This window comes from Brucella sp. BE17, assembly GCF_039545455.1.
GTDB lineage: Bacteria > Pseudomonadota > Alphaproteobacteria > Rhizobiales > Rhizobiaceae > Brucella.
The window spans coordinates 708,237-734,267 of sequence record NZ_CP154468.1 but is presented as its reverse complement, the minus strand read 5'-3'; the positions used below and the strand labels follow the sequence as shown (position 1 = coordinate 734,267).

Sequence of the window (26,031 nt, the reverse complement as noted above, 5' to 3'; positions counted from 1 at the left end):
CCGCTTGAACCAGCACGCCAAAGCGGCTTAAATCAACCATTAAAACGATCCGCAAACTTCAATCTTCAAAAATGTCTCAAGCCATTCGACAGTGGACACTTATCTGAGCCAAGCGGCTATTGGCCTCGTGCGTTTTCTGGCTTAATTCCAGCGCGAATGGTGAACAGAATTAATGTGTCTGCAATCTGCAAGGGAAAAGTCAGCTATTCATGAGTGAGATTGCGAACGTTGTTACACCTATTTTTGCGCTGATTATTTTCGGTTATTTAGCTGTACGTTTCAAATTTTTCCCCATCGCTGGCGTTAATAGTCTAATTTCATTCGTTAATAATTTTGCCACACCTTGCCTGCTTTTTTATTCTATTAATAGTAGTGATTTCGGTTCGGCTTTTAACATCAAGATTATCGCTCCGTTTTACATTGCCGCGATAACGTGTTTTGTACTTGGTAGTTTTGCGGCTCGAAAATATTTTAAATCGAGTCCTGGAGAAAGCGTTTCCATTGGATTTTCTGGTACGTTCACCAATACGGTTCTAATCGGCTTGCCCATAATGACCCGGGCTTATGGTGTTGAAGCTCTACCGGTCACTCTTTCGATAATTGGCTTGCATGGAGCCATTTTGCTGACGGTTGGCATGATGGTGATGGAACTCCTGCGCAGGGATGGTAAGCCACTTGATCAAACGCTGATTGTTGCTACCCGTCGAATTGCCTCAAACCCGCTTATCTGGGGTATCATCGCGGGAGTTCTGGGTTCTCTATCTGGCTTGGAATTGAATGAGCCTACCGATGCTTTTTTCTCGATGATGGCGTCTTCGGTTGTTCCGGTTTCATTGTTTGGAATCGGTGGAGCGCTCACACAGTTCAAACTCACGGAAAACTGGAAACAGGCGGTTTTTGCGACGTGGTTCAAGCTGGTTCTTCATCCCGCGCTGGCTTATGTGATGATGATCTGGTGCCTGAATGTGCCACTTGAAACAGCCCGATATGGTGTGTTGTTGGCGGCAATGCCAGCAGGCGTTAATGTTTATATTTTCGCGTCATACTATGACCGAGCAGCCGGCGTAGCAGCAAGCTCGATCCTTTTAGGAACGATAATATCACCGATTACAATGTCACTTTGGCTTTATTTATTACGTGTATAAACGATTGGCTGATCAAGAACGAACCGGAATATCCATTACCGGCAGCCCTGGTTTTAAAGTAGAGCGTAAACCCATAGAATTTCTTGGTGCTTATTGGCCTGTCACTGATTATTTTCTTCATATTGGATGAGAGCCCTATCCATTGATGAGGTGCACAGCGAAAACTGTTTCTATCGACCGTCAATATATCTTTATGATTTTTGCTCCACTGGGGTAACGGCTGCTTACTTCTTATCGCTACCGTTCGGCAGTGCCCAGTTTCCCTGATTTGCACAGCCAGTAACGCAAAATTCTGGAGCCATATTTTGCTGGTTTTTCCTGATCTCAACAAATCAAATGCAGCGAAATGCCCATACCAAGGCGCACGGGGACAAACCAAGGCGGCGGTTACAACATCATAAAAACTATTCCGACTTTTCAATAGATATAATTTTGACGTTTACGGAAACGTCAAAATACGTTAGTTTTGCCTTGAACTGGCAGAGACGTAATCGAATTCTATGTTACGTTATCGCTGGAAGAGGCGATGGTCGCTGTGGACGGAACTGTTGCTTATGGTTCCCGGCGGACATCGCCGGAAGCACCACAAGGATGAGTGGCACGCTTTATCGTGTCTGCTCAGGGATAATTTGGAGGGTTTGCATGCCGAGCTATCGCGCACCTGTTGAGGATACGAATTTCGTTCTCAATGATGTTTTGAATTATCAGCGTTACAATAATCTGCCAGGCTTTGCTGACGTTTCACCAGATGTGGTCGAGGCAATTTTGTCGGAGGGCGCAAAGCTTGCCGAAGCTACGCTGTTTCCCCTCAATCATACAGGTGATCGTGAAGGCTGCAAACGCGAAGCGGACGGTTCGGTAAAAGTGCCGAAAGGTTTCAAGGCCGCTTACGACCAGTACCGTGAGGCAGGCTGGCTCGGGCTTGCAGTACCCGAACAATATGGCGGGCAGGGGCTCCCCTATCTGCTGCATACGGCGGTGGGCGAATATATGTCGTCCGCCAATATGGCGCTTACCATGTATCCGGGCCTGACGCAGGGTGCTATCGCCGCGATCCTGACACACGGCACGGATGAGCAAAAAGACATGTATCTTCCCAAAATGGTCGAAGGCACATGGACCGGCACCATGAACCTGACCGAGCCGCATTGCGGCACGGATCTAGGACTACTGCGCACCAGCGCCACGCCGCAGGACGATGGTTCCTACAAGATTTCCGGTCAGAAGATTTTCATCTCTGCCGGTGAACACGACATGGCCGAAAACATCATCCACCTTGTGCTGGCACGCATCGATGGAGCGCCAGAAGGTGTAAAGGGCATTTCCCTCTTCATCGTGCCGAAATTCACCCTCGATGCCGATGGAAATCCGGGTGAGCGCAATGGCGTTTCCTGCGGTTCCATCGAGGAAAAGATGGGCATTCATGCCAATTCGACCTGTGTCATGAATTATGACGAAGCGAGCGGCTATCTGATCGGTGAGGCGCATAAGGGCCTGCGCGCCATGTTCACGATGATGAACGAAGCGCGTCTTGGTGTTGCGCTGCAGGGGCTTTCCATTGCCGAAACCGCCTACCAGAACGCCGCCATCTATGCACGTGAGCGTATTCAGGGCCGCGCGCTTTCAGGCACGGCAGCGCCCGATAAGAAGGCCGATCCGATCATCGTTCATCCCGATATCCGTCGTAATCTCATGACCATCCGCGCGTTCAACGAGGCAGGCCGGGCGCTGATCCTGTGGACCGCGCTGAATTCCGACATCGCGCACCGCGCCGGTGACGAGACTGAGCGTCAGGTGGCTGACGATCTGGTCGGGCTTTTGACGCCAGTTCTGAAAGGTGTTCTAACCGACAAGGGCTTTGAGCATGCCGTCATGGCGCAGCAGGTATTTGGCGGCCACGGCTATATCGAGGAACATGGCATGAGCCAATATGTGCGCGATGCGCGCATCGCCATGATTTATGAAGGCGCCAACGGCATTCAGGCGCTCGATCTCGTGGGGCGCAAACTGGCGCTGAATGGTGGCCGGGCGATCACTGCATTTTTTAAGGAAGTCGGCGATTTTTGCGAGGAAAATCGTAACGATGAAAAGCTCTCCTTCTACACAAAGCATTTAAAGAAGGGCGTCAACGATCTTCAGGCCGCAACCATGTGGCTGATGCAGAATGCAATGGCCAAGCCCGACAATGCCGGTGCTGCATCCAACGATTACATGCATCTCTTTGGGCTGGTGGCACTTGGCTTCATGTGGGGCCGTATGGCCAAGGTGGCTGAGACAAAGCTTGCAGCAGGCGAGGGCAATGACACCTATCTTGAAGCAAAGCTTGTCACGGCACGTTATTATTTCGAGCGGATCATGCCGGAAAGTGCTGCCCATCTCGCCCGCATCCAGTCGGGTGCGGATTCGATGATGGCGCTTGATGCTGAAGCGTTCTGATTGAGGATTTGGCCGGAGGTTTTAAATCCGGCACGGAGGAAAAAAATGGCCGAGGCTTATATATACGATTCAGTGCGCACGCCACGCGGGCGCGGGAAGAAGGATGGCAGCTTGCACGAAGTGCCTGCCGTGCGACTGGGCGCGAAGGTCCTTGAAGCGCTGCGCGACCGCAATGGTATCGATACGGCAAAGGTCGATGATATTATTTTCGGCTGCGTCGATCCGGTTGGCGAGGCGGGGGCGGTCATTCCACGCTCATCGGCCTTTGAAGCGGGCTACGATTTCAAGGCGCCGGGCATCCAGATTTCCCGCTTTTGCGCATCCGGACTGGATGCGATCAATCTGGCTGCGGCCAAGGTGGCTTTCGGTGCGGATGATCTGGTGATCGCGGGTGGTGTGGAAAGCATGTCGCGCGTCGGCATGGGCATGTCGGGTGGTGCCTGGTACATGGATCCATCGGTGGGTTTTCCCGGCTATTTCATGCCGCAGGGCGTTTCTGCTGACCTGATTGCCACCAAGTATGGCTTTACGCGCGACGATGTCGATGCCTATGCGGTCGAAAGCCAAAAGCGCGCCGCAAAATCATGGGAAAAGGGCTATTTCAAAAACTCGGTCATTCCGGTCAGCGACCAGAACGGCCTCACCATTCTTGACAGCGACGAGCATATGCGTCCCGGCACCGACATGCAGGCGCTAGGGCAGTTGAACCCGTCTTTCGTCATGCCGGGTGAAATGGGTGGCTTTAATGCGGTGGGTGTTCAGGCGCATCCGGAAGTCGAGGCGATCAACCACGTCCACCATGCCGGTAATTCTTCCGGCATCGTCGATGGGGCGGCGGGTGTGCTGGTCGGCTCCAAAAAGGCTGGCAAGGCTTTTGACATGAAGCCGCGTGCGCGTATCCGTTCCTTTGCCAATATCGGCTCTGAGCCTGCAATCATGCTGACCGGCCCGGTCGACGTCACGGAAAAACTCCTGAAACAGGCGCGGATGAAACTCTCCGATATCGACCTGTTCGAGCTTAACGAGGCTTTTGCCGCCGTGGTGCTGCGCTACCAACAGGCTTTCGAGATTTCGTCGGACAAGATCAATGTCAATGGCGGAGCGATTGCCATGGGGCATCCGTTGGGAGCAACAGGGGCGATGATTTTAGGCACCGTTCTTGATGAACTCGAACGCCGCGATCTCAATGTTGCACTGGTGACGCTTTGCATCGGTGCCGGCATGGGCACGGCCACGATCATCGAGCGCGTATAGAGCGCATTCCGAAAAGTGTGAAGCGGTTTTCGGATAAAATGCGCGTTAACTCAAATAGTTAGAGCGCCGATCCGATTATATCGGATCGAACAGCGCTCCTAGGGAGGCTAAAATGAGCTACAAGAATTTCAAGCTGGCAACCGACGCCGATGGTATTGCGCTCGTCACTTGGGACATGCCGGAAAAGTCGATGAATGTCTTCACCGTCGAAGCGATGGAAGAATTGAACGCCATCATCGATGCGACGACGGCCGATGCCAAGGTCAAGGGCGTGGTTATCACCTCGGGCAAGGAAACCTTTTCCGGTGGGGCTGATCTCACCATGCTGGAAGGGATGCTCAAGGATTTCCACCGCCAGAAGGCAAAAGATCATCAGGGTGCCGTGCAGTCGCTGTTCGACAATGTCGGCCGCATGGGCGGGCTGTTCCGTAAGCTCGAAACCTCAGGTAAGCCGTGGGTTTCAGCCATCAACGGCACCTGCATGGGCGGCGCGTTCGAAATGTCGCTCGCCTGTCATGCGCGTGTGGCGTCCGATGCGCCGGGGCTGAAAATGGCGCTGCCTGAAGTAAAAGTCGGCCTGTTTCCGGGTGCAGGCGGTACACAGCGTGTGCCCCGCCTTGCCAACCAGCAGGACGCGTTGCAGATGATGACGGCCGGCTCGAGCCTGACTGCGCAACGCGCCAAGGCGATGGGGCTGATCACCGAAGTAGCTCCCGCCAAGAAGCTGGTGGAAACGGCAAAAAAACTCATCAAGGGCGGACTGAAACCTGTTCAGCCATGGGATGAAAAGGGATTTAAACTGCCCGGTGGTGCGATCTATTCGGCGGCCGGTGCCAATCTCTGGCCTGCGGCAACTGCCATATTGCGCCGCGAAACCTCCGGCAATTATCCCGCAGCACTCACCATTCTGAAGTCGGTTTATGAAGGCCTGCTGGTGCCTTTCGACACCGGCCTTAAAATCGAGCAGCGCTATTTCACGGAAATTTTGCAGACGACTGAAGCGGCAATGATGATCCGCTCGCTGTTCGTCTCATTGCAGGAGTTGAACAAGGGGGCTCGCCGTCCTGTTGATGAAAAGCCGTCGAAGTTCAAGAAAATCGGCGTCATAGGTGCCGGTTTCATGGGGGCGGGCATCGCCTATGTGACGGCCAAAGCTGGAATTCCGGTGGTGTTGATCGACCGCGATCAGGACGCAGCTGACAAGGGCAAGGCGCATACCGCCGATCTGGTAACCAAGGAAATCCAGAAAGGCCGAGCCACGGAGGCCGACAAGGAAAAGCTTCTGTCACTCATCACCGCGACACCGGATTATGCCGCCCTCGACGGTGCCGATCTGGTGATCGAAGCCGTTTTCGAGGACCGCGAGGTCAAGCGTGTTGCGACCGAAAAGGCCGAGGAAGTGCTGAAATCGTCCGCGATTTTTGCCTCTAACACCTCTACGCTTCCGATCAGCGGCCTTGCCAAAGTCTCGAAACGGCCGAAAAACTTCATCGGCATTCATTTCTTCTCACCAGTCGACAAGATGATGTTGGTGGAAGTGATCCTCGGCAAGAAGACCTCGGACAAGGCGCTGGCGACTGCACTTGACTATGTGCGGGCGATCAAGAAGACGCCGATAGTTGTCAATGATACGCGCGGTTTCTACGTCAATCGCTGCGTGCTGCGTTATATGTCGGAAGCCTATAATATGCTCATCGAAGGCGTTCCGCCCGCAATGATCGAAAATGCCGCGCGCATGGCCGGTATGCCGGTCGGACCACTGGCACTCAATGATGAAACTGCAATCGACCTGTCGCAGAAAATCCTGAAAGCCACATTGGCTGACCTTGGCCCTAAGGCTGTCGATCCGCGTCATGTCGAACTGGTGGACCGGCTGGTAAACGAGTTTGACCGCAAGGGCCGCAAGAACGGCAAGGGTTTTTATGACTATCCCGCAAAGCCGGCCAAAAAGCATCTTTGGACGGGACTGAAAGACCTTTATCCGCAGCAGGACGCGGATAAAATCGATGTCAACGAGCTAAAGCAGCGTTTCCTCGTCACCATCGCGCTTGAAGCGGCACGCGTGATGGAAGAGGGCATCGTCACCGATCCACGCGAGGCCGATGTCGGCTCCATTCTGGCTTTCGGTTTCGCCCCTTATACCGGTGGCACACTTTCCTATATCGATGGCATGGGCGCAAAGAAATTCGTGAAACTTGCCAGGGATCTGCAGAAGAAATATGGAGCACAGTTCAAGGCTCCCAAACTGCTGCTCGATATGGCCGAGAACGGCGACAGCTTTTATCAACGCTTTAATCCCTATCGCGGTGAGAAGAAGCAGGCAGCCTGATTGCCCCAACCGTGATGATAAGCGCGGTATGAATCATACCGCGCTTTCTTTTTATTGATCGAAATAAGAAAATTTTCCCTGCTATTTCATGCATCTTGCATGAAACCCTAAAATTCTGTAGGTTTCAGCCGCAATTGGGATGGTAATTAGGTTTTAAATCCTTGAGGTCTCGTGCCCGCTTTAAAAGCGTGTGCGGGCAGATTGGCGGATCGAACATGTTTTCTCATGACAGCGTCTGGGCGGCGATAGACGCATTGGCGGAGCGCCACTCCTTAAGCGTATCGGGACTTGCCCGGCGCGCCGGACTTGATCCTACCACTTTCAACAAATCCAAACGCTATGCCGCTGACGGACGCGCGCGCTGGCCGTCAACGGAATCGCTTGCCAAGGTGATGGAGGCCACGGGCGCGAGTTTCGAGGAGTTCACTCGGCTGATTAAGGGTGACGACAACCCGGCGCGGTTTTTCGGCGATTACAGTCAGGAAGCCCAGCCAATCCCGCTTCTCGGCATGGCGGAGGCCGGTGCAGGCGGGTTTTTTGACGATGCCGGTTTTCCGGCTGGGCAGGGCTGGGACATCGTGGAGTTTCCGTCGAAAGTCAGCGAAGGCGTGTATGCGCTGGAAGTTTCAGGCGACAGCATGTTGCCGCTTTATCGCGATGGCGATACGCTGATCGTCGCTCCCAATGACGCTGTGCGTCGTGGCGACCGCGTTGTGGTGCGTACAAAGGACGGAGAAGTCATGGCCAAAATCCTCCATCGACAGACCCCGCGCACGATCGAACTGCATTCGCTCAACCCCGTTCATCCCAATCGCAGCTTCGAAACCAGAGATGTAGAATGGATCGCACGCATTTTGTGGGCAAGCCAGTGAGGACGCAGTTGCAGAATAAAAGCCATTCGCGTTTCGTCTATGGTGGCTTTGCCGCTATCACGGGGGCGTTTCTGCTGGGCGCGTTTATCGCGCCTTTTTATGGTGCGCTGGATGGTCCTGTGCGGGTGGTCGCGTCACCGGATGGTGAGGCTGCGGCCAGCGGTTCAGGAAACGGTATCGTAGTCGAGCAGTTCGATTATGACGAACCCGATGCCACACTCCACAACGAACCACAGGCTGCGCGCACAGATGGTGACGAACTGCAACGCGAAGCGCCGCGCCCGCCCTTGAGTGATCTTGGCCTTGCAACAGCGCCAAAACCACGTGAACCGCAGGCACCCGCAATGCCGGTATCGCAAGATGAAGGCATGCAGCTTTTGCAGCGTCCCGTCGCCATTGCGGCAGGAAGGCTTGAAAGCCAGGGCCGTATCATTGATCTCGAAGGCATCGAAGTTCTTCCGGTCGAAGAAAACTGCAGGGCCTCCGACGGAAACAACTGGCCATGCGGCATGCAGGCCCGCACCGCCTTCCGGCAATGGCTACGCTCTCGCGCCGTCATGTGCCGCCTGCCGCAAAGCGACAGCGGCGCGGCGGTGGCTACCCGCTGCATGATCGGCAATGAGGATGCAGCTGCATGGCTTGTCACCAATGGCTGGGCAAGGGCCGTTGGTGGAGGCGCTTATGAAGAATCCGGTCGAAGCGCCGAACAGGCACAGCGCGGAGTTTATGGCAGAAAGCCAGCTGCGAATTTTCCAGATTTCTCGTCGGAGAGCGGGGCTTTTCCAGACAGTGCACCATCCCTGTCGCCTGAGCTGCTTCCTTTGCCGCAACAGGGCGAATTTCCGCCAGCACCACCGCCGCCGCCTGATCCTGCAGATTGATACCTATGGTCGGGCCAAGACCTTGCGGCTGTGTCGCACCGAAAAGCGGGTCAGAAAACGTGCCGGGGCACTGATGACCGCAAGGCAGGAAATCACTAACACCACGCCAAGCCAGCCCATTGCGGGTAAACGTTCGCCGACGATGATCACGGCCAGAAGAGCGGCAACCACGGGTTCGACCAGCGTAATGGTCGTCGCCAGACTGGCCGGAATGCGCGCCAAACCGATACCAAAGCAGATATAACCCAGAAACATAGGCACAAGTGCCATATAGATGCCGACGCCAAAATTATTCCATGAGGCAAGGAAAGGTGCGCCGGTCATCAACAGAACCGGCATCAACAAAAACCCGCCAATGCCAAAGGTCGCGCCCATCGCAACCGATGAAGCAATTCCGCGTAGCATCAGGCCACGCGCGGTCCACGAATAAAGCGCATAGGTAAGACCTCCCAGAAGTCCAAGGGCAATACCGATGATAGTCGAGCCGTCTGATGCGGCCCCCGAATCTATCGACCCATACGAGAGCGATATGAGGATCATCCCGACAAGGCCGATTATTGCGCCAATCAGCCATTGTCGCGAAAGTCGTGCACCGTCGAACCAACATTCAATCAACGCCGAAAGCAGAGGTGCTGAGCCGATAGTCACCACCGTCCCGATGGTGACGCCAGCCATCCGCATCGAAGCATAAAAAGCGAGCGGATAGATGGCGACTGCGACCCCGCCCAAAACCAGATTGCGCCAGTTCTGGCCAAGATGAGCACGGGCACGAAGAATGCCACCGCTAGCAATCGCAGCCTGCAACAATCCGCCGACCCCCATGGCGGCTGCACCAATGGCTGCAGCGCCGACTTCGGGGGCTAAGGTTGCAGCTGTCCCGGTCGTGCCCCAGACTATGGACGAAAAAAGTACGGCAGCAATGCCGGACACATATGCGCGGGAGGAGACGGTCACAGCGCCTCCAGCATGGAAGTGGCGATTGCGCGTGCATCGCAAACGGCAGCGCTCCTGCCTTCAAGCCCGGCCCGAACCATCGCGCCCTCGAGAAGAAAAGCCATGTGTCGCGCTAGCCGCAGCACCTCGTGCGGCGCATCGGGCAAAATTTCTTTCAAAGGTTGCGCAATCAGCGCCTCTACTTCTTCCTTGTGACGTCTGACGGCTTGCCGTCCAGCGTCACTGGCTTCCAGCTCTGCAGCAGCATTCAATAGCCCACAGCCGCGAAACCCGCACTCATAGGCGTGTTCGGCATGATCATGATAAGCATCAAAAACCGCAAGCACCCGATCTTGCGGCGAGACCGCTTCTTTCAATCGTGTCTGGTAGAGGCCTAGCCACTCCGCGTGACGGGCTTCCAGATATTGATTTACCAGATCAGCTTTGGAAGCAAAATTATTATAGAGGCTTTTCTTGGCAACGCCCGCCCGCTCCACGATAGCATCAATGCCGGTGCCGCCAATGCCATGATTGTAAAACAGGATTGCTGCCGCATTCAGCAGCTTTTCGCGTGCGGAAGTCGAAGAGAGGACATTGGCCTTCATGATTCACCTTTAATATAGGTAGACCGTACTACCTACAACGTACGTGAGTCAATTCGTTTGAAGAGCGGCAGAAAAGCCCCGCGCGATGCAGCGACAGGGCTTTTCGTTATTCAGACGGCTACTTAGGACAATTCCCCGGAAAGCGCCTTCTTGATCAATGCGCGGGTTTCATCGACGCCATAAAGCGCCACGAAAGAGCCAAAGCGCGGGCCGCGTTCCTGACCGATCAGCACTTCATAAAGCATCTGGAAGAACGATACGGAAACACCGGGACCACCCTCCGGGCTTTTCTTGTTATGATCCTGATAGCGCTCGATGGCACGAGCGACATCCAGAATGGCGTTTTGGATATCGTTGCCATCGCTGCCTGCGGGCAATGACGCAAGCTTGGCATCAAGACTTTTCAGAGCTTCACGCTCTACATCATCTGGCCCGCGGAACTGCTTGTTCGGTTTGACGAAATCGGTAAAGTAACGGATCGCGTAGCCGACGAGCGCGTCGAGTTCCGGATTGTTTTGCGGCGTGACGCCGGGCACATGGCGCGAGATGAAGCCCCACAGCACCGCCGGGTTCTCGGCGTTCGACGCGCTGACCAGATTGAGCATCAGCGCGAAAGTAACCGGCAGTTCCACCTTTGGCGGATTGCCGTAATGAATGTGCCAGACCGGATTGTTGAGCCGGTCCTTCCAATCGATATTGTCCTGCCGATGATAGGCGGAGAGATAGTTGAAATACTCGTCCACCGCCTTTGGGATCACATCAAAATAAAGCTTCTTTGCGGTCTTGGGCTTCTGGAAATTATAAAGCGCCAGACTTTCGGTTGGCGCATAGGTGAGCCACTCGTCAATCGCAATGCCATTCCCCTTCGACTTGGAAATCTTCTGGCCCAGTTCGTCGAGAAACAGTTCATAGACAAAATGTTCAGGTGCACGTCCGCCGAGGATGTTACAGATGCGATCATAAATGCCGGCATTTGTCTGGTGATCTTTGCCGAACATTTCGAAATCGACGCCAAGTGCTGCCCAGCGCATGCCGAAATCAGGCTTCCACTGCAGTTTTACATTACCCCCGGTGACGGAGAGCGTGGTCTCGGTGCCATCCTCGTCGTCAAAGGTGATTGTGCCCGCCTTTGCATCCACTGACTTCATCGGAACATAAAGCACGCGACCGGATTTTGGCGAAATCGGCAGGAAGGGGCTGTAGGTTGCGCGGCGTTCCTCGCCAAGCGTTGGCAACATCACCTTCATTATGTCGTCGTAGCGCTCGACTGCCTTCAACAGCACCGCATCAAAACGGCCCGACTTGTAATAATCGGTGGCGCTCGCAAATTCGTAGTCGAAACCAAACGTATCGAGAAAACGGCAAAGCATCGCATTATTATGCGCAGCAAAGCTTTCATACTCACCACCGAACGGGTTGGGGACGGACGAAAGCGGCAATTGCAGATAAGGTTCAAGGGCCGCGATATCGGGCACATTTTCGGGGATCTTGCGCATCCCGTCGAGATCGTCGGAAAAGCAGATAAGGCGCGTCTTGACCTTGTCTTGCGTCAGCACGCGAAAAGCATGACGCACCATGGAGGTGCGCGCGACTTCGCCGAAGGTTCCGATATGGGGTAGGCCGGAAGGACCATAACCGGTCTCAAAGATTACCGTTTCGGGCAGGCCGGTCTTCTCATAACGCTTAAGGATTTTCCGCGCCTCTTCAAAAGGCCATGCTTTCGCAACCGCAGCCGCCTCGGTCAGTTCCGGGGTCAGCGTAATGTCGGGAAGGCGGTGCGAAGTCATGATTATATCCTGATATCCTGTGAAGGCCCTGCGAAGGCTTTGAAAAGGCCGCTCAATGCAGCCTATGCTCTATGGCGCGACTACCCCGTGGCGTCAACGGTTGCCGTCGAATTTACTTGCGTGGGCGGTGGAGGCTTCCTAACTTTCCGGCCATACTGCAACTGCAAATACTGATTCCGATCATGCCGACGAGGAGTGGCCGATGAAAAAAATCTCACCGCAGGACGCACTCGTCTATATCATGGTTACGACATCGGCAGCGGACACGACCATGACGGATGCTGAACTGGACTCGATCGGCAATGTCGTGCGTCGCCTGCCGGTTTTTCGTGGCTTCGACATCAAGCGTCTGCCGAAATTGGCCAATGACTGCTATCGTCTTCTGGCTGATGAAGAGGGTCTCGAAAAAATCCTTGACCTCGCTCATCAGGTGCTGCCGGAAAAACTCTACGACACGGCCTATGCACTTGCCGTCGAAGTTGCGGCGGCGGACCTTCATGTCGAGCAGGAAGAACTGGCTTTTCTCCAGATGCTGCGTGATCGCTGGGCGCTGGATGAACTCACGGTTGCTGCAATCGAACGCAGCGCCCGGGTACGTTTCAGGAAGCTTTAAATTTTCACTTAACTACAAAAAATGCCAGTTCGGTAGATCTCGAACTGGCATTTTATTCTAAAAAGCCGGTTTACCAAGCCGGAACGACTGATCCCTTGAACGTCTCATCGATGAAGGTTTTGACCTCTGGGCTATGATAGGCATCGATAAAATTCTTAACCCAAGGCGCATTCTTGTCGTCTGTGCGAACCGCAATGACGTTGAAATAGGGGGCCTTTTCGCCTTCACGGATCAGCGGATCCTTTGAGGGATCAAGGCCTGCCTCCATGGCGTAATTGGTGTTGATGACGGCAGCATCCACATCTTCGAGCGAACGGGGAAGCTGGGCTGCATCGAGTTCGACGAATTTAAGGTTTTTCGGGTTCTCGATAACCTCGAGCATGCTGACATTAAGGCCCTTTTCCGCGTCCACTTTGATGAGACCGTTATCAGCCAGAACCAGCAAGGCGCGCGCTCCATTGGTCGGATCGTTGGGAATGGCGATGGTCGCACCATCAACGAGATCGGTGCTATTTTTCAGCTTGCTCGAATACATGCCCATCGGGAAATTAACCGACTGAGCCACGCTGACGATATCGAATTTGCGATCCAGCACCTGATTATCGAGATAGGGCTGGTGTTGGAAGGAATTGGCTTCCAGTGCGCCATCGGCTAGCGCCATATTGGGAATGACGTAATCGGAAAATTCCTGAATCTGGATATCAAGCCCCTTGGCCGCACCAACTTCCTTGACCTTTTCCATGATCTGCGCATGGGGTCCGGGCGTCACGCCGACGCGGATGGCTTGCGCCAACGCCGGGCTGGCGATGAAGGCGAGAATAAGGGCGGTCAGGAAAAGCTTGCGCATGACAAATCCGGTATTGAGAGGAATGAGCTATCGCGGTGTTCATAGAAGACTGGGCGCGCCATAAAAAGAGATCATTTTTCACATGCCTAGTCTTACACAGAAAATGCCCCATAGACAGGCAAAGAAAAACGGGCGGGAAGAACCCGCCCGCCGCATATGATCCAACCCCTTAGCAAACTACGGGTAGCCGCCGTAATTTGCGGCGTTCAAGTGCCGTGCGCATAATACGCGCCGCTTCTGCAAAGGTTGCGTTTTCCTTCCAGCGTTCCGCGTGAACCAGCGTTGCCGGAACGATATCCCTCAATGTTTCCAATGTGCGGTTTGGTACGAGATCGGTGCAGTTCCACAAACGGCGGAAAATGACGCTGATCCGCGTCACCTTGCCATTAACCTGTACGACCGGTTCAGACACGTCCAGGTTCCAGTCTTCATACGCATCGACCGCATCTTGAAATGCATGATGGAGATAGATCGGTGCGTGACCGTCATGGAGCGGGGGCAGCAAACTAGCCATTTCTGTTTCCTCTCTTCCAATGTTGGTTCGGTTTGAGACTTTTACGCGTTGCAGCCGCCTAACCCACAAGACAGGCTGCCAACTCCAGACGGAAGCCATTAACCGCTCCCGGCATTTAATGTCTGCCATCGCAACCAATCCAAGGTCACGAAATACGACAAGACATAATTAACCATGATCTATGCAAACGGCATCTGTTGGCAAGGGGAAATTTTCTTAAGTTTGTCCTCAGGAGAAAAAATAATTCATATGATTTTTCACTATAGTAAAGAATATGCTACCTATTTATAAAATAAGAAAAGAAAGTAAACGGATAACTCTGACTAGTAATCAGCAATATGTTTCGCTTTGCGAAACATAATCCTTTTTGATATCAGAGGTTTGAACATTTTTATTTTTTGAGTGCTGGCCTCGATACAACAAACCATTCGGCTGCGAAGATAAAGCCAATTCCCGTCACCGTGAGTATGTCAGGAGTATCAGCAAAAAAGACGAAGCTCCAGAATACGGCGAATACCAGATAGCTGTAATCGAATGCTCCTATGATCGCGGCAGGGGCGATCTGATAAGCCTTCGCAACGCCGATGCTTTCGGCGACCAACAAAATGCCGAGCAGTACAATGATGGCCCAAGTCCCTTTACTCATCGCCATCCATGAGCTTTGCAGAAACGGGAAGGCCACGTCGCCAGCAGCTGGAACAAACATGATATCTGCGACACCCAGAGCGCCGGACATGACGAGGCACAGATTGAGGCTCATCGCGATGCTCATGGGGTCTTCTTCAGCGCATTTTCTTCGGGTTAGGATCGCTGCGAGGGCATAGAAGATAGCAGCAAGGATCGGTAGCAGCGCAATCGCGGAGAAGTCATCCGCCGTCGGGCGCAGAATGACGAGTACGCCGATGAAACCGATCAGGATTCCCAGCCATTTCCGGGGGCTGACAGGTTCCCCAATGAGTGCGGCTGAGAAGAGAGCAATAAACACTGGCGTTGTGTAGAGCGCTGTCGCCGCCACCGACAGGCTCATGAACGGTAGAGCGGCGTAATAAGCAATCCACATCAGCACGATGAGCATGCTGCGGACGAAGACCCAACCCACAGCCCTTGGCCATAGTTTCGAAGCAGGAGCCACGATTTTGGCGACGCCAAACAGCAAAGGAACGGTGACAAGTCCACGTGCAACGAAAAGCTGCCACAGCGAGAATTCTGCATTACTCAGTTTTACGACGGCATCGCCGAATGCCAGCATGAAGACCGAGGTCACAATCAACGTGATGCCGAAGGACGTTTCTTTGAGGCGCAATGATGGACTTTCGAAACGAGAGGTATCTTGATGGTCGCACGCTCGCGGGGCTCATCCATCAGGAGTGCCGAGCAGGCTGAACGCTGCCTGACGGGCGTGAAGGATAGCGCTCTGGCCCTGACCCATCTGAGCCATCAGGGTCGCTCCTTCAAGCAACATAAAGATCGCATCGGACGCTGTTGCCGCCTGTTCCTTGTTCATCTCTGCCTCTAAAATGCTTAAAAGGCGGGTACTGAGGCTGTTTTTGTGCTCGATTGCCGCGTCAAAGACCGGGTGCCCCGGTTCGCCGAACTCCGCAAGCGCATGGGTAAATAGGCAGCCGTGAAAATTGGCGCTTAGAAACCATCGCTCGTACCAGCCAAAGATTGTGCCGATCTTCTCCCGCGGGGTCGAGACGCACTGCGCAAGACAATCGAGCTGGGCGTCAAAGCGAGCCGCGCGGTAATTCAGCACCGCGACAATCAAGGCATCCTTGGAGGAGAAATTGCGGTACATTGTCATCTTGGCCACATCGGCTTCGGCGATAATCCGGTCAGTACCGGTCGCGTGATAGCCGAAGCGCGAAAACAGCGCATAAGCTGTATTTATGATTTGCTGGCGTTTACCAGCAGGGTCACGGGGACGCGGCATGCGTCACCTCAATATGATAGAGACCGGTCTGTATCATATTGAGTTTAAATGACACCTACGTTAAGTTTTATCCCTACCTAACACACGGTGCTGCACATAAGCTCTGTGCCAGAATCAAATGTGCAGATGTCCTCCTTATAAGGTCCTGTTTGGGTATGATGCTTGCCGAGCCGAATGCATGACATAGGGTCGCAAGCAGATATCGAGCAAGTCGCAGGAAATTTCCGCTTCCTGTTCGCTGATTACAGAAAGGTTTATCCCTGACCTAGTTCGACCGCGCGCCTGTGTGCGGCTTGCGCCGCTTCTGTGACGAGTTTCCTTAGCCGATCTTCGCCCATCAAGACATCAAGCGCTGCTGCCGTGGTTCCATTGGGGCTCGTCACCTGCTCGCGCAGCCTGGTTGGTGTATCAGCACTGGCATCGGCAAGGGCTCCAGCCCCCATGACCGTCTGCATGGCAAGGAGTGCAGCCGTTTCGCGCGGCAGGCCAAGAGCGGTTCCAGCCTCACTCAATGCTTCGATGAAATGAAACACATAGGCGGGTCCCGAGCCGGAAATTGCTGTAACGACATCGATCAGAGCTTCATCATCAACAGACGTAACCTTGCCGGAGGTTTTCAGAAGTTCGGTCACAAAGGCCGCATCGTCTTCAGAGACATTGGCATTGGCAAAGGTTGCCAGCATGCCCTTGCCGATGGCCGCGGGCGTATTTGGCATGCAGCGTATAACGGCGGCATCCTCACCGAAACATGTTTCGAAAAGCGAGACGGGAATACCGGCGGCAACGCTGACGAATGTCGCAGCAGCGGCGAAACGCCTGTAGGCTGGCAAAACATCCTTCATAACCTGCGGTTTGACGGCAACCAGTACCATGCGCGGCTTCAGGTGTTTGGGCAAATCGTCTGCATCGCCATGCACGTTCACGCCTAAATTTTGTGCGCGCTCCCGAAGCGCTTGCGCCGGTTCAACCACATGGACGTTTGCAGCTAGTAAATTACCGCTATCAAGCCAGCCTTTGAGCATAGCAAAGCCCATATTGCCGCAGCCAACCAGAATGACCTTATTCTGCATCTCGCTTTTCCACCTCTCCGAAATTGCCAATGTTTGGATCCTCCCTGCCGATATAGCTGCCAGACATGCGTACCAGCAATAGATTACAGCCCTGACATTGTGGCCAAAAGCAAGCAGCTAAACGGTCAAAAAGATGCAAGTTCAAAGTTTTAGCGGGTAAAATTATTGTATTGCGTCGAAAGATAAATCACAATGCCCAAAACTTTGCTGTCCCGTAATGACGTGTCAGGATTTTTAAACGAGGGGTATTATGGATCCGTCTTTGACAACTGATGTGCCGTCGGCAGAGGCCTTTGCCCATGTACGTATCATTATCGGTATTATTCTCGGACTGTGTATTTCACGGCTTCTCAGTGGTTTTGCGCGCTTCGTACAGCATCCCGGCAAGTTGAAAATCTACCCTGTCCATATGGCATGGGTGGCACTAACCCTGCTTTCGGTGGTACATTTCTGGTGGTTCGAATTCGCGTTGCGCACCATTCCAGTGTGGACGTTTGAAAAATACCTGTTCGTGATTTTCTATGTCGGGTTATATTTCCTGCAATGCACGTTACTTTTTCCTGACAGCATGGAGGAGTATACCGGTTATCGCGATTATTTCATGTCGCGGCGAAAATGGTTTTTCGGACTTTTGGCACTGACAGAGGCGGTTGACGTGATCGATACCTATATTAAGGGTGCCGAGCGTTTCCATCTTTACGGGATCGAATACCTCATCCAGACCGCCTGTTTTGTTGTCTTTGCCATTATTGCCATGTTCACCGAAAATAAGCGTTATCACGGCGCCTTCGTGACAGTGGCCCTGATTTATGAAATCGCTTTCACCTTGCGGCATTTCTCGACCTTGAACTGATCCCGGCTTAACCATTTGTTTGGCGCGACTGTGTCTTATTCTGTTATGGAAGCAACGCGAATAGGGGTGGAAAGCATCATGAAACGGCAAGAAGAGGAACGCCTTCCGCTTTTGGCCTATGCACCTGCTTATCCCGGAAAGGCGGTAAGACCGGTCCCGCTTGAGACGGCATCAGCCGACGATGCACACAACGATATAACCGAGCGGATGCACGCGGTGCGCGACGCACTGCAATCGCAGCTCGAAATGCAGCCACCATTTCCAGGAACCACGACAAATACGTCTGAAACGGCAGTGGAGACGACACAAGATATGCCAGAGTCCCGGGCAGTCTCGCTCTGGCGGCGTATTTTTGGAGCAGGTCTTTCCACACCTTCACATTCCGAACTTGAATCAGACGAGCACTTCAACACCTATAGCGATACCGGGCTTGCTGCTGTCATCCGCAGGGCAAATGAACGCTGGGAAGCAGAAAACAGCTCGCGAAAGCCGTCCTGAAGTATATAAACGTGGTTTTCCGTGCATCCACCGATTGTCATTGGCGATCAGGGCGCTTATGGCATGTGGTAGTAGTTAAGCTATGCAGATGGAGCGCACGCTATGGCCCAGTTGATCGATGGCAAGATGCTTGCCGAGGATGTGATTTCCACGGTGAAGAGCGAAACTCAGACCCTTGTTTCCTCAACCGGCACCGTGCCAGGCATTGCCGTGGTTATCGTCGGAGAAGATCCGGCAAGTCAGGTCTATGTCGCATCCAAAAGCCGCAAGGCTAAGGAATGCGGTTTTCATTCCGTCCAGCACGATCTGCCCGAAACGGCCTCCGAGCAAGAGCTTATCGATCTCATCGACAGCCTCAACGCTGACCCCGCCATTCACGGCATTCTGGTGCAATTGCCGCTCCCCAAACACATCGATGAAGGCCGTGTCATCCAAACCATTGCACCGGAAAAGGATGTCGATGGATTTCATTTCATCAATGTCGGCAAGCTCGGCACCGGAGAGACGGAGACTGCCTTTGTACCTTGCACGCCAGCGGGGGCGATGATTATGATCGAGCGTGTGCATGGCCGCGATCTTTCGGGGCTGAATGCTGTGGTGATCGGTCGTTCCAACATCGTCGGCAAGCCGATGTTCAATCTGCTGCTGGCAGCCAATGCCACCGTGACGGTTGCGCATAGCCGCACCAAGAATCTGCCCGAAATTGCTAGAAACGCAGATATTCTGGTGGCGGCGGTCGGGCGCCCGCAAATAGTCAAGGGCGACTGGGTGAAGCCCGGTGCTACGGTTATCGATGTCGGCATCAACCGTATTCCCGCACCCGAAAAAGGTGAGGGCAAGACACGACTGGTCGGCGATGTCGATTTTGCAGAGGCCGAGAAGGTTGCGGGCGCAATCACACCGGTTCCAGGTGGCGTTGGTCCGATGACGATTGCGCTTCTGATGGCCAACACACTGACGGCAGCCTGCCGCTCCTCTGGCGTTAAAAAGCCGGAATTCTGAAACGGAAAGGCATGCTTAACCTTTTGTCTAAGGCGCATTCTTGCATGAAAGCGGTGTAAAAACCGCTTTTTGCGTATCTCAGAACACAGATGCGCCTTCATCGGCTCGGCCGGAAAACTGGCGGAATGCGCGAAATAATTCGCGCCCCATGCCATGCTGGTTGGCGCTCAGGTCAGGATGGAGTTCCTCGCGCTGATGTAGCAATGCGTCATCGAGCAAAACGTCCAGCGTACCTTTGGCCGCATCGAGGCGAATAATATCGCCGTCACGGATTTTTCCGATCATGCCGCCGTCAAGCGCTTCGGGCGTGACGTGGATTGCGGAGGGAACCTTGCCTGATGCACCCGACAGACGACCATCGGTGACGAGTGCAACCCGCTGGCCGCGATCCTGCAAAATGCCGAGCACCGTCAGCAACCGGTGTAGTTCCGGCATACCATTGGCTTTAGGTCCCTGATAGCGAACCACGGCGATGAAATCGCCTGTGAGATTACCTGCCTTGAAAGCTGCCTGCAAACCATCCTGATCATGAAAGACTTTGGCGGGCGCTTCGATGACATGACGATCGGGCTTGACGGCAGAGACCTTGATGATGGCATTGCCGATATTGCCGCTTAACATCTTGATGCCGCCGCTCGACTGGAAAGGCGTATGGATCTTGGCCAGAACCTTGTCGTCGCCGCTTTTTTCCGGCACCGGCTCACGGATAATGGTGCCATCGGAACCAAGTTTCGGCTCGATAGCATAAGGGCGCAGGCCTTCGCCCCAGACGGTGCGCACATCCTCATGCAGTAAACCGCCGTCGAGCAGTTCCCGAATGAGAAAGCCCATGCCACCTGCCGCATGAAAATGGTTCACATCGGCAAGTCCGTTCGGATAGACACGTGCCAGAAGCGGCACAAGATCGGAGATTTCCGAAATATCGTGCCATGTCAATTTGATGCCCGCAGCCGCTGCCATGGCAATCATGTGAATAGTGAGATTGGTCGATCCACCCGTGGCATTCAAACCGACAATGCCGTTGACAAAGGAGCGCTCATCCAGCATTTCGCCGACCGGCGTGTACTCATTGCCCAATGCCGTGAGAGCGAGCGCACGTTTGGCGGCCTCACGCGTCAATGCATCACGCAAGGGCGTGCCGGGGTTGATAAAAGAGGCGCCCGGCAGATGCAGCCCCATGATTTCCATCAGCATCTGGTTGGAATTGGCGGTGCCATAGAAAGTACAGGTGCCCGGACCGTGATAGGATTGCGACTCTGATTTCAGAAGCTCTGCGCGCCCAACCTTGCCTTCGGCGTAAAGCTGACGCGTTTTGGCTTTTTCGTCATTGGGCAGGCCACTTGTCATAGGACCAGCTGGAATGAAGACGGCAGGCAGATGGCCAAAAGTCAGTGCACCGGCAACCAGTCCCGGCACGATCTTGTCGCAGACGCCGAGATAAACGGCCGCATCGAACATATCATGCGACAGGCCGACGGCGGTGGCCATGGCGATGACTTCGCGTGAAAACAGAGACAGTTCCATGCCGGCAAAGCCCTGTGTAACGCCATCGCACATTGCAGGTACGCCTCCTGCAACCTGCGCTACACCCCCTGCATCCCGTGCCGCCTGTTTGATGAGCGCTGGGAATGTCTCAAACGGCTGATGCGCAGAAAGCATATCGTTATACGCGGTGATGATGCCAAGGTTCGGCACTTCGTCTGCGGTTAATACCGCCTTGTCGTGCGGGCCGCAGGCGGCAAATCCATGCGCAAGATTGGCGCATCCCAAAGCGGTACGTTTAGGCTTTTGTGATGCCGCTTCACGTAGCCGCGCGAGATAGGCTTCGCGGGAGGCACGTGAACGCTCGCGAATACGGGCTGTAATTTCCTCGATGCGACGATGCGCGGACTGGCCTGATGCTGGGATGGGCATGGGTACCACCTTTGCCTCTGTTTTTCGTAATCAACTTGTCCAGTACAACTGGATAGGCGTATGGGCATGACGGAATACGGCGCGAACCGGCATTTCGCTGGCATCGTCACTGGCAAGCGCCTTTTCAAGGGTTGCCTGCTTGGCGGCACCCTCAATATGCAGCACCAGCATAGGCGCTTCGATAATAAGCGGCAAAGTCAGCGTCAGGCGTTTTTCGCCCGCTCCTTCGGCCTGGATCGGCAGCACGATGGCGCGTGTTGCCGGATCGATTGCCTGATCAAGCCGGTCGGCATTGGGGAAGAACGAGGCGGTATGGCCGTCATTGCCCATGCCCAGCACCACCACGTCGAAAGGACGGCGCAGCGCATCGATGCGGTTTGCAGCAGCAAGGGCTGCCGCTTCCACAGAAGTCGCCGGGTTATAAAGCCCGACGAATTTTGCTACACCGGCATGATCACGCAACAAATGATCGCGCACCAGCTTTTCGTTGGAACGATCACTATCAGTTGCTACGAAACGTTCATCGACCAGCGTGATGGTGACGAGGTTCCAGTCGATCATTTTACGCGAAAGAATTTCGAACAGTTTTAGCGGCGTCGTGCCGCCGGAAACCGCCAGAGTGGCCTGTCCCCGCTCGGCGATTGCAGAAGCCAGCTTGTTTGCAATCGCTTCGGAAAGCTCTTGCGCCAGATCTGTTCCACTCGCGAAATCATGCCGTTCGATAGTCATGCCAATTCCTTTTGCGACATTCTTTAAAGGCTATCATGCCACGTCCGCCCGTCACGCTCGATGAGCGCTATGGACGACGAGGGGCCCCAGGTGCCCGATGTGTAACCTTGCACCGGCTGGCTGTTCAAGTCCCATCCCTGAAGTATCGGGTCAATCCAGCGCCATGCCGCTTCCACTTCGTCGCGGCGCATGAAAAGTGTCTGGTTGCCGCGTACCACATCCATGATCAAACGCTCATAGGCATCCGGGTTACGCTCGTTAAAGGATTCGGCAAAACTCATATCCAGAGGCACGTGGCGCAGACGCATGCCGCCCGGACCCGGATCCTTGATCATCAGCCACTGCTTGACACCCTCGTCAGGCTGCAGGCGGATGACCAACTGGTTGGCAATAACTTTTCCGGCATTTTCACCAAAGATCGAATGTGGGATCGGCTTGAAGGTGACCACAATTTCCGACACGCGCGTGGCAAGGCGTTTGCCGGTGCGCAGATAAAATGGCACACCCGCCCAGCGCCAGTTGTCGATCTCCGCCTTCAGCGCCACGAAGGTTTCGGTGTTGCTGGTGTCGCTGCCAAGGTCTTCCAGATAGCCCTTGACCGCACCGCCCGCAGAGGCACCGGCGCGATACTGACCGCGCACCGTCACATCCTCGACATTGGCATTGGTGATGGGTTTTAGTGAACGCAACACCTTGACCTTTTCATCATGCACCGCATCAGCTTCCATCGAGAAGGGCGGTTCCATGGCGACGAGACAAAGAAGCTGGAGAATATGGTTTTGCACCATGTCGCGCAGCGCACCTGCCGTATCATAATAACCGGCGCGACTTTCGAGACCGACCGATTCAGCAACCGTGATTTGCACATGATCGATATGGGCAGAATTCCATAATGGCTCGTAAAGCGCATTGGCAAAGCGCAGCGCCATTAGGTTCTGTACAGTTTCCTTGCCCAGATAGTGATCTATGCGGAAAATCTGGTCTTCGCGGAAAACATTGCCCAACGTGTCGTTGAGCGACATGGCAGTTTCGAGGTCACGTCCGATCGGCTTTTCCACGATGATACGCGTATCGCGAGTAATCAGACCGTTGCTTTTCAGGCGGGTTGCGATATCGCCAAACAACGATGGGCTGACGGCGAGATAAAAGGCGCGAATTTTCTCAGGCTTCTTGCCAATGGCAGCTTTAAGCTGATCCCAGCCACCATCGGACTTGGCATCAACCGCGACGTATGACAGACGTGCGACGAAGGTGTCGACCTCAGCTGCATCCACTTCCTCGGGCTTTACGAATTCATTGATCGCATTACGGGCAAACTGACGATATTCGTCATCGCTCATGGCGCTGCGCGATGCGCCGATAATGCGCGTCGGCTCACTGAACTGGCCCGCACGCTGGCGCTGATACAACGCCGGGATCAGCTTGCGTTCGGCAAGATCGCCGGAACCACCGAAAACGATGCAGTCGAAAGGCTCTACAGGAATTATCTGGCTGGTCATCTGTCGCTCTCTTCTTTCCTTGTGCAAATCACTTTGCCGCGGGCAGCATGCGATTTCATCACGGGTCTTGTCTATTATCTAATCGATTTAAATTCAATGGTTCTCTGTCATCCCTACGTTTATTTGAAAAAAATCCGGCTTTTCCTCGTCCTCGTCAACAGACTTAACGGCTTATGCATATATGACATGTTCATCTTATAGCCATAGTGAAACGGCTATTCAGGTTTCAAGCGATAATATGGTTTTGCCAAAGGAGCATGACATGAAGAGGTTGCAGGATAAGGTTGCGATCATTACCGGTGCCGGATCAGGTTTCGGTTCGGGTATGGCGCGACGCTTTGCAGCCGACGGAGCAAAGGTGGTTCTGGCAGATCTGAATTTAAAACGACTTGAAGACGAACTGGCGGATATCGGCACCACTGCGCTTTGTGTGCAGGCGGATGTGTCGCGCAAGGACGATATGGAGCGGGTGGCGCGCACCGCCTTCGAAGCACATGGACGTATAGACATCATGGTCAATAATGCGGGCTTCACCCATCGCAATATGGCGCTGACCGAGGTGGACGAGCATAATTTCGACCTGATCGCTAGCGTCAACATGAAGGCGCTTTATTATTCAACGCAGATCGTGGTGCCCATCATGGAGCATCAGGGCGGCGGCGTGATCATCAATACCGCGTCGGCCACAGCCCTTCGTCCGCGCAAAGGTTTGACATGGTACAGTGCCTCCAAAGGCTGGATCGTCAGCGCCACCAAGGCGATGGCGCTGGAGTTGGCTGACCGCAATATCCGCGTCAACTGCATCTGTCCGGCTGAAAGCGGCGGCGAGGGTTTAGGTGTTTTTCTGGCCGAGGATACCCCCAAAGCGCGCGAAGCGCTGAAGGCAACCATCCCGCTCGACCGGTTTTCCACACCGCAAGACGTGGCAGAAGCAGCCCTTTGGCTTGCCTCGGATGCAAGCGCCATGGTGACGGGAACTGCGCTCAACATTGATGGCGGATATTCCATCTGAGCGCTCTCTTCAGTGTGACTACTTCCTGACAATCAGCGCCTGTGTCAGGTCGCTTTCGAGATCAAGCGGATCTTCGAGGCCGACTGACAGGCGGATGAGCTGCGGACCGATGCCGGTGAGCGCCTTCTGATCTTCTGGAACCACCGCATGGGTCAGCGAGAACGGGTGCTGGATCAAACTTTCCACACTGCCGAGGCTCACCGCAAAATGGAAATAGCGCGTGGCCGTCAATATGCGTTCGACGCGCGCAAGGTCCCCTTCGACGTCTATTGAAATGACGCAGCCGAAATTCAGCATCTGTGCGGCAGCCATGTCGTGCTGCGGATGGCTTCCAAGCCCCGGATAGACGACACGACTGAGGCCAAGCTCGGCCTTGCGACGCTCAAGGCTTTCGGCGAGATAAAGCGCCGATTGCGCTTGCCTCGTGCTGCGGATTTCCAGCGTTTTAAGCGAACGATGCAACAGCGCGCAATCGCTGGGCGACATGACCGAGCCGAGCGCGTTTTGCAAATATTTGACACGGCCGGCGAGCCCCTCCGGTGCATGGGCCGACACGGCCACCACACCGCCCAACAGATCGGAATGGCCGTTTAACATCTTGGTGGCCGAATGCACCACGACATGAATGCCGTGCTCAATCGGGCGCTGTCCTGCGGGTGAAGAAAAAGTGCTGTCGCAGACCGTGATGGCTCCGGCTTCAGCCCCCAGTTTGGCGACCAGCGCCAGATCGACAATGCGCAGCGTTGGATTGGATGGGGTCTCGAACCACATGAGGGCCGGCTTATGGGCCTCTACCGCTTCGGATAGCGCATCCGCATCGGAAAAATCGACGAAATTGACGTTGAGATTGGCGGTCAGTGGGCGCACATCGGCAAGCAGGCGATAAACGCCACCGTAAAGATCGTTATGAGCAAGAACGCTCGCGCCTGCGGGCAAGGTTTCGAGAAGCGTTGCCGCCGCCGCGAGACCACTCGGGAAGGTGAGGGCGGCTTCAGCGCCTTCAAGATCGGCAAGGCAGAGTTCCAGCGCATTGCGGGTCGGGTTACCGCTGCGGCTATAGTCAAAGCCTTTGCTTTTGCCGATCCCGTCCTGAACATAGGTCGTAGCGTGATAGACCGGTGGAATGACCGCTCCGGTCAACGGGTCCGGCTCCTGACCGACATGAATGGCCCGCGTTGCAAATCCGGCCCGGTTACGATGAATTTTATCCGCCACTTTACTGTCTCACACTGCGTTGCTTACAAAAAATTATCCTTGCCGTCGGGAAACGGCAAGGATGCTTTTCTAATGTTCTATAAAGAAGGG

General features: G+C 54.3%; 23 protein-coding genes. 11 read left to right on the top strand and 12 right to left on the bottom strand.

Annotated features, from left to right (window positions below; all coding sequences use genetic code 11):
• Positions 1-209 precede the first annotated feature (209 nt).
• From AAIB41_RS14730 to AAIB41_RS14705, 6 genes are all read left to right on the top strand, one after another.
• Positions 210-1,145, top strand: coding sequence for an AEC family transporter (locus tag AAIB41_RS14730; protein WP_343316029.1), 936 nt, complete (start codon positions 210-212; stop codon positions 1,143-1,145).
• A 642-nt stretch (positions 1,146-1,787) separates the two neighbouring features.
• Positions 1,788-3,581, top strand: coding sequence for an acyl-CoA dehydrogenase C-terminal domain-containing protein (locus tag AAIB41_RS14725; RefSeq protein WP_343316028.1), 1,794 nt, complete (start codon positions 1,788-1,790; stop codon positions 3,579-3,581).
• Positions 3,582-3,626: 45 nt separating this feature from the next.
• Positions 3,627-4,835, top strand: a complete 1,209-nt coding sequence (locus AAIB41_RS14720; RefSeq protein ID WP_343316027.1) for an acetyl-CoA C-acetyltransferase — start codon at positions 3,627-3,629, stop codon at positions 4,833-4,835.
• A gap of 112 nt (positions 4,836-4,947) precedes the next feature.
• Entirely contained in the window at positions 4,948-7,164 is a 2,217-nt protein-coding gene (locus AAIB41_RS14715) for an FAD-dependent oxidoreductase (protein WP_343316026.1), read from the top strand.
• A gap of 215 nt (positions 7,165-7,379) precedes the next feature.
• Positions 7,380-8,036 carry a helix-turn-helix transcriptional regulator gene (locus tag AAIB41_RS14710; RefSeq protein ID WP_343316025.1) on the top strand — a complete coding sequence of 219 codons (657 nt, stop codon included), beginning with the start codon at positions 7,380-7,382 and terminating at the stop codon, positions 8,034-8,036.
• Complete coding sequence (locus AAIB41_RS14705; protein ID WP_343316024.1) at positions 8,003-8,917, top strand: thermonuclease family protein; 915 nt, start codon at positions 8,003-8,005, stop codon at positions 8,915-8,917. The genes AAIB41_RS14710 and AAIB41_RS14705 overlap by 34 nt, the downstream gene beginning before the upstream one ends.
• Before the next feature lie 3 nt (positions 8,918-8,920).
• Here the strand turns inward: AAIB41_RS14705 and AAIB41_RS14700 are convergent, their stop codons facing one another.
• The 3 genes from AAIB41_RS14700 to AAIB41_RS14690 form a co-directional block, all read right to left on the bottom strand.
• The gene (locus tag AAIB41_RS14700; RefSeq protein WP_343316023.1) at positions 8,921-9,871 is read right to left on the bottom strand and encodes an EamA family transporter; all 951 of its coding nucleotides are present in this window, start codon (positions 9,869-9,871) and stop codon (positions 8,921-8,923) included.
• Positions 9,868-10,455: a TetR/AcrR family transcriptional regulator gene (locus AAIB41_RS14695; protein WP_343316022.1), complete on the bottom strand. Its 588-nt coding sequence runs from the start codon at positions 10,453-10,455 to the stop codon at positions 9,868-9,870. Before AAIB41_RS14695 ends, AAIB41_RS14700 begins: the two co-directional genes overlap by 4 nt.
• 122 nt (positions 10,456-10,577) lie before the next feature.
• Complete coding sequence (locus tag AAIB41_RS14690) at positions 10,578-12,242, bottom strand: lysine--tRNA ligase (RefSeq protein ID WP_343316021.1); 1,665 nt, start codon at positions 12,240-12,242, stop codon at positions 10,578-10,580.
• Between the two features lie 202 nt (positions 12,243-12,444).
• On the opposite strand from AAIB41_RS14690, the gene AAIB41_RS14685 reads away from it, so the two are divergent.
• Positions 12,445-12,855: a tellurite resistance TerB family protein gene (locus tag AAIB41_RS14685; RefSeq protein WP_343316020.1), complete on the top strand. Its 411-nt coding sequence runs from the start codon at positions 12,445-12,447 to the stop codon at positions 12,853-12,855.
• 70 nt (positions 12,856-12,925) lie between these two features.
• On the opposite strand, the gene AAIB41_RS14680 is transcribed toward AAIB41_RS14685, so the two are convergent.
• The 5 genes from AAIB41_RS14680 to proC all read right to left on the bottom strand — a co-directional run bounded on the left by AAIB41_RS14680 (position 12,926) and on the right by proC (position 17,219).
• Positions 12,926-13,702, bottom strand: a complete 777-nt coding sequence (locus AAIB41_RS14680) for a MetQ/NlpA family ABC transporter substrate-binding protein (RefSeq protein ID WP_343316019.1) — start codon at positions 13,700-13,702, stop codon at positions 12,926-12,928.
• A gap of 169 nt (positions 13,703-13,871) precedes the next feature.
• Entirely contained in the window at positions 13,872-14,216 is a 345-nt protein-coding gene (locus tag AAIB41_RS14675; RefSeq protein ID WP_343316018.1) for a hypothetical protein, read from the bottom strand.
• Positions 14,217-14,607: 391 nt separating this feature from the next.
• Entirely contained in the window at positions 14,608-15,486 is an 879-nt protein-coding gene (locus AAIB41_RS14670; protein ID WP_343316085.1) for a DMT family transporter, read from the bottom strand.
• 84 nt (positions 15,487-15,570) lie between these two features.
• Positions 15,571-16,149: a TetR/AcrR family transcriptional regulator gene (locus AAIB41_RS14665; protein ID WP_343316017.1), complete on the bottom strand. Its 579-nt coding sequence runs from the start codon at positions 16,147-16,149 to the stop codon at positions 15,571-15,573.
• Positions 16,150-16,403: 254 nt separating this feature from the next.
• The gene (proC, locus tag AAIB41_RS14660) at positions 16,404-17,219 is read right to left on the bottom strand and encodes a pyrroline-5-carboxylate reductase (RefSeq protein WP_343316016.1); all 816 of its coding nucleotides are present in this window, start codon (positions 17,217-17,219) and stop codon (positions 16,404-16,406) included.
• A gap of 250 nt (positions 17,220-17,469) precedes the next feature.
• Here proC and AAIB41_RS14655 point away from each other — a divergent pair, with 250 nt between their 5' ends.
• The 3 genes from AAIB41_RS14655 to folD all read left to right on the top strand — a co-directional run bounded on the left by AAIB41_RS14655 (position 17,470) and on the right by folD (position 19,572).
• Positions 17,470-18,072: a hypothetical protein gene (locus AAIB41_RS14655; protein ID WP_343316015.1), complete on the top strand. Its 603-nt coding sequence runs from the start codon at positions 17,470-17,472 to the stop codon at positions 18,070-18,072.
• A 78-nt stretch (positions 18,073-18,150) separates the two neighbouring features.
• A complete protein-coding gene (locus AAIB41_RS14650; RefSeq protein ID WP_343316013.1) occupies positions 18,151-18,570 on the top strand; it encodes a hypothetical protein in 420 nt (139 codons plus the stop codon).
• A 102-nt stretch (positions 18,571-18,672) separates the two neighbouring features.
• Complete coding sequence (gene folD, locus AAIB41_RS14645) at positions 18,673-19,572, top strand: bifunctional methylenetetrahydrofolate dehydrogenase/methenyltetrahydrofolate cyclohydrolase FolD (protein ID WP_343316012.1); 900 nt, start codon at positions 18,673-18,675, stop codon at positions 19,570-19,572.
• Positions 19,573-19,650: 78 nt separating this feature from the next.
• Here the strand turns inward: folD and edd are convergent, their stop codons facing one another.
• From edd to zwf, 3 genes are read right to left on the bottom strand one after another with little or no spacing between them, the layout of a single operon-like run.
• Positions 19,651-21,486 carry a phosphogluconate dehydratase gene (gene edd, locus AAIB41_RS14640; RefSeq protein ID WP_343316011.1) on the bottom strand — a complete coding sequence of 612 codons (1,836 nt, stop codon included), beginning with the start codon at positions 21,484-21,486 and terminating at the stop codon, positions 19,651-19,653.
• A 30-nt stretch (positions 21,487-21,516) separates the two neighbouring features.
• On the bottom strand, positions 21,517-22,215 hold the full coding sequence (gene pgl, locus AAIB41_RS14635; protein ID WP_343316010.1) for a 6-phosphogluconolactonase: 699 nt from the start codon (positions 22,213-22,215) through the stop codon (positions 21,517-21,519).
• Between the two features lie 23 nt (positions 22,216-22,238).
• Entirely contained in the window at positions 22,239-23,714 is a 1,476-nt protein-coding gene (zwf, locus tag AAIB41_RS14630; protein ID WP_343316009.1) for a glucose-6-phosphate dehydrogenase, read from the bottom strand.
• 262 nt (positions 23,715-23,976) lie between these two features.
• Between zwf and AAIB41_RS14625 the strand changes: the two genes are divergently transcribed.
• On the top strand, positions 23,977-24,726 hold the full coding sequence (locus tag AAIB41_RS14625) for a glucose 1-dehydrogenase (protein ID WP_343316008.1): 750 nt from the start codon (positions 23,977-23,979) through the stop codon (positions 24,724-24,726).
• 18 nt (positions 24,727-24,744) lie between these two features.
• On the opposite strand, the gene AAIB41_RS14620 is transcribed toward AAIB41_RS14625, so the two are convergent.
• Positions 24,745-25,941 (bottom strand): PLP-dependent aspartate aminotransferase family protein, encoded by a 1,197-nt coding sequence (locus AAIB41_RS14620; RefSeq protein WP_343316007.1) that lies wholly within the window; start codon positions 25,939-25,941, stop codon positions 24,745-24,747.
• Between the last annotated feature and the right edge of the window lie 90 nt (positions 25,942-26,031).

Coding starts and splice junctions, on each gene's coding strand:
- AAIB41_RS14730 (WP_343316029.1), top strand. CDS start 210: ATGAGTGAGATTGCGAACGTTGTTACACCTATTTTTGCGCTGATTATT.
- AAIB41_RS14725 (WP_343316028.1), top strand. CDS start 1,788: ATGCCGAGCTATCGCGCACCTGTTGAGGATACGAATTTCGTTCTCAAT.
- AAIB41_RS14720 (WP_343316027.1), top strand. CDS start 3,627: ATGGCCGAGGCTTATATATACGATTCAGTGCGCACGCCACGCGGGCGC.
- AAIB41_RS14715 (WP_343316026.1), top strand. CDS start 4,948: ATGAGCTACAAGAATTTCAAGCTGGCAACCGACGCCGATGGTATTGCG.
- AAIB41_RS14710 (WP_343316025.1), top strand. CDS start 7,380: ATGTTTTCTCATGACAGCGTCTGGGCGGCGATAGACGCATTGGCGGAG.
- AAIB41_RS14705 (WP_343316024.1), top strand. CDS start 8,003: ATGGATCGCACGCATTTTGTGGGCAAGCCAGTGAGGACGCAGTTGCAG.
- AAIB41_RS14695 (WP_343316022.1), bottom strand. CDS start 10,455: ATGAAGGCCAATGTCCTCTCTTCGACTTCCGCACGCGAAAAGCTGCTG.
- AAIB41_RS14690 (WP_343316021.1), bottom strand. CDS start 12,242: ATGACTTCGCACCGCCTTCCCGACATTACGCTGACCCCGGAACTGACC.
- AAIB41_RS14685 (WP_343316020.1), top strand. CDS start 12,445: ATGAAAAAAATCTCACCGCAGGACGCACTCGTCTATATCATGGTTACG.
- AAIB41_RS14680 (WP_343316019.1), bottom strand. CDS start 13,702: ATGCGCAAGCTTTTCCTGACCGCCCTTATTCTCGCCTTCATCGCCAGC.
- AAIB41_RS14675 (WP_343316018.1), bottom strand. CDS start 14,216: ATGGCTAGTTTGCTGCCCCCGCTCCATGACGGTCACGCACCGATCTAT.
- AAIB41_RS14665 (WP_343316017.1), bottom strand. CDS start 16,149: ATGCCGCGTCCCCGTGACCCTGCTGGTAAACGCCAGCAAATCATAAAT.
- proC (WP_343316016.1), bottom strand. CDS start 17,219: ATGCAGAATAAGGTCATTCTGGTTGGCTGCGGCAATATGGGCTTTGCT.
- AAIB41_RS14655 (WP_343316015.1), top strand. CDS start 17,470: ATGGATCCGTCTTTGACAACTGATGTGCCGTCGGCAGAGGCCTTTGCC.
- AAIB41_RS14650 (WP_343316013.1), top strand. CDS start 18,151: ATGAAACGGCAAGAAGAGGAACGCCTTCCGCTTTTGGCCTATGCACCT.
- folD (WP_343316012.1), top strand. CDS start 18,673: ATGGCCCAGTTGATCGATGGCAAGATGCTTGCCGAGGATGTGATTTCC.
- edd (WP_343316011.1), bottom strand. CDS start 21,486: ATGCCCATCCCAGCATCAGGCCAGTCCGCGCATCGTCGCATCGAGGAA.
- pgl (WP_343316010.1), bottom strand. CDS start 22,215: ATGACTATCGAACGGCATGATTTCGCGAGTGGAACAGATCTGGCGCAA.
- zwf (WP_343316009.1), bottom strand. CDS start 23,714: ATGACCAGCCAGATAATTCCTGTAGAGCCTTTCGACTGCATCGTTTTC.
- AAIB41_RS14625 (WP_343316008.1), top strand. CDS start 23,977: ATGAAGAGGTTGCAGGATAAGGTTGCGATCATTACCGGTGCCGGATCA.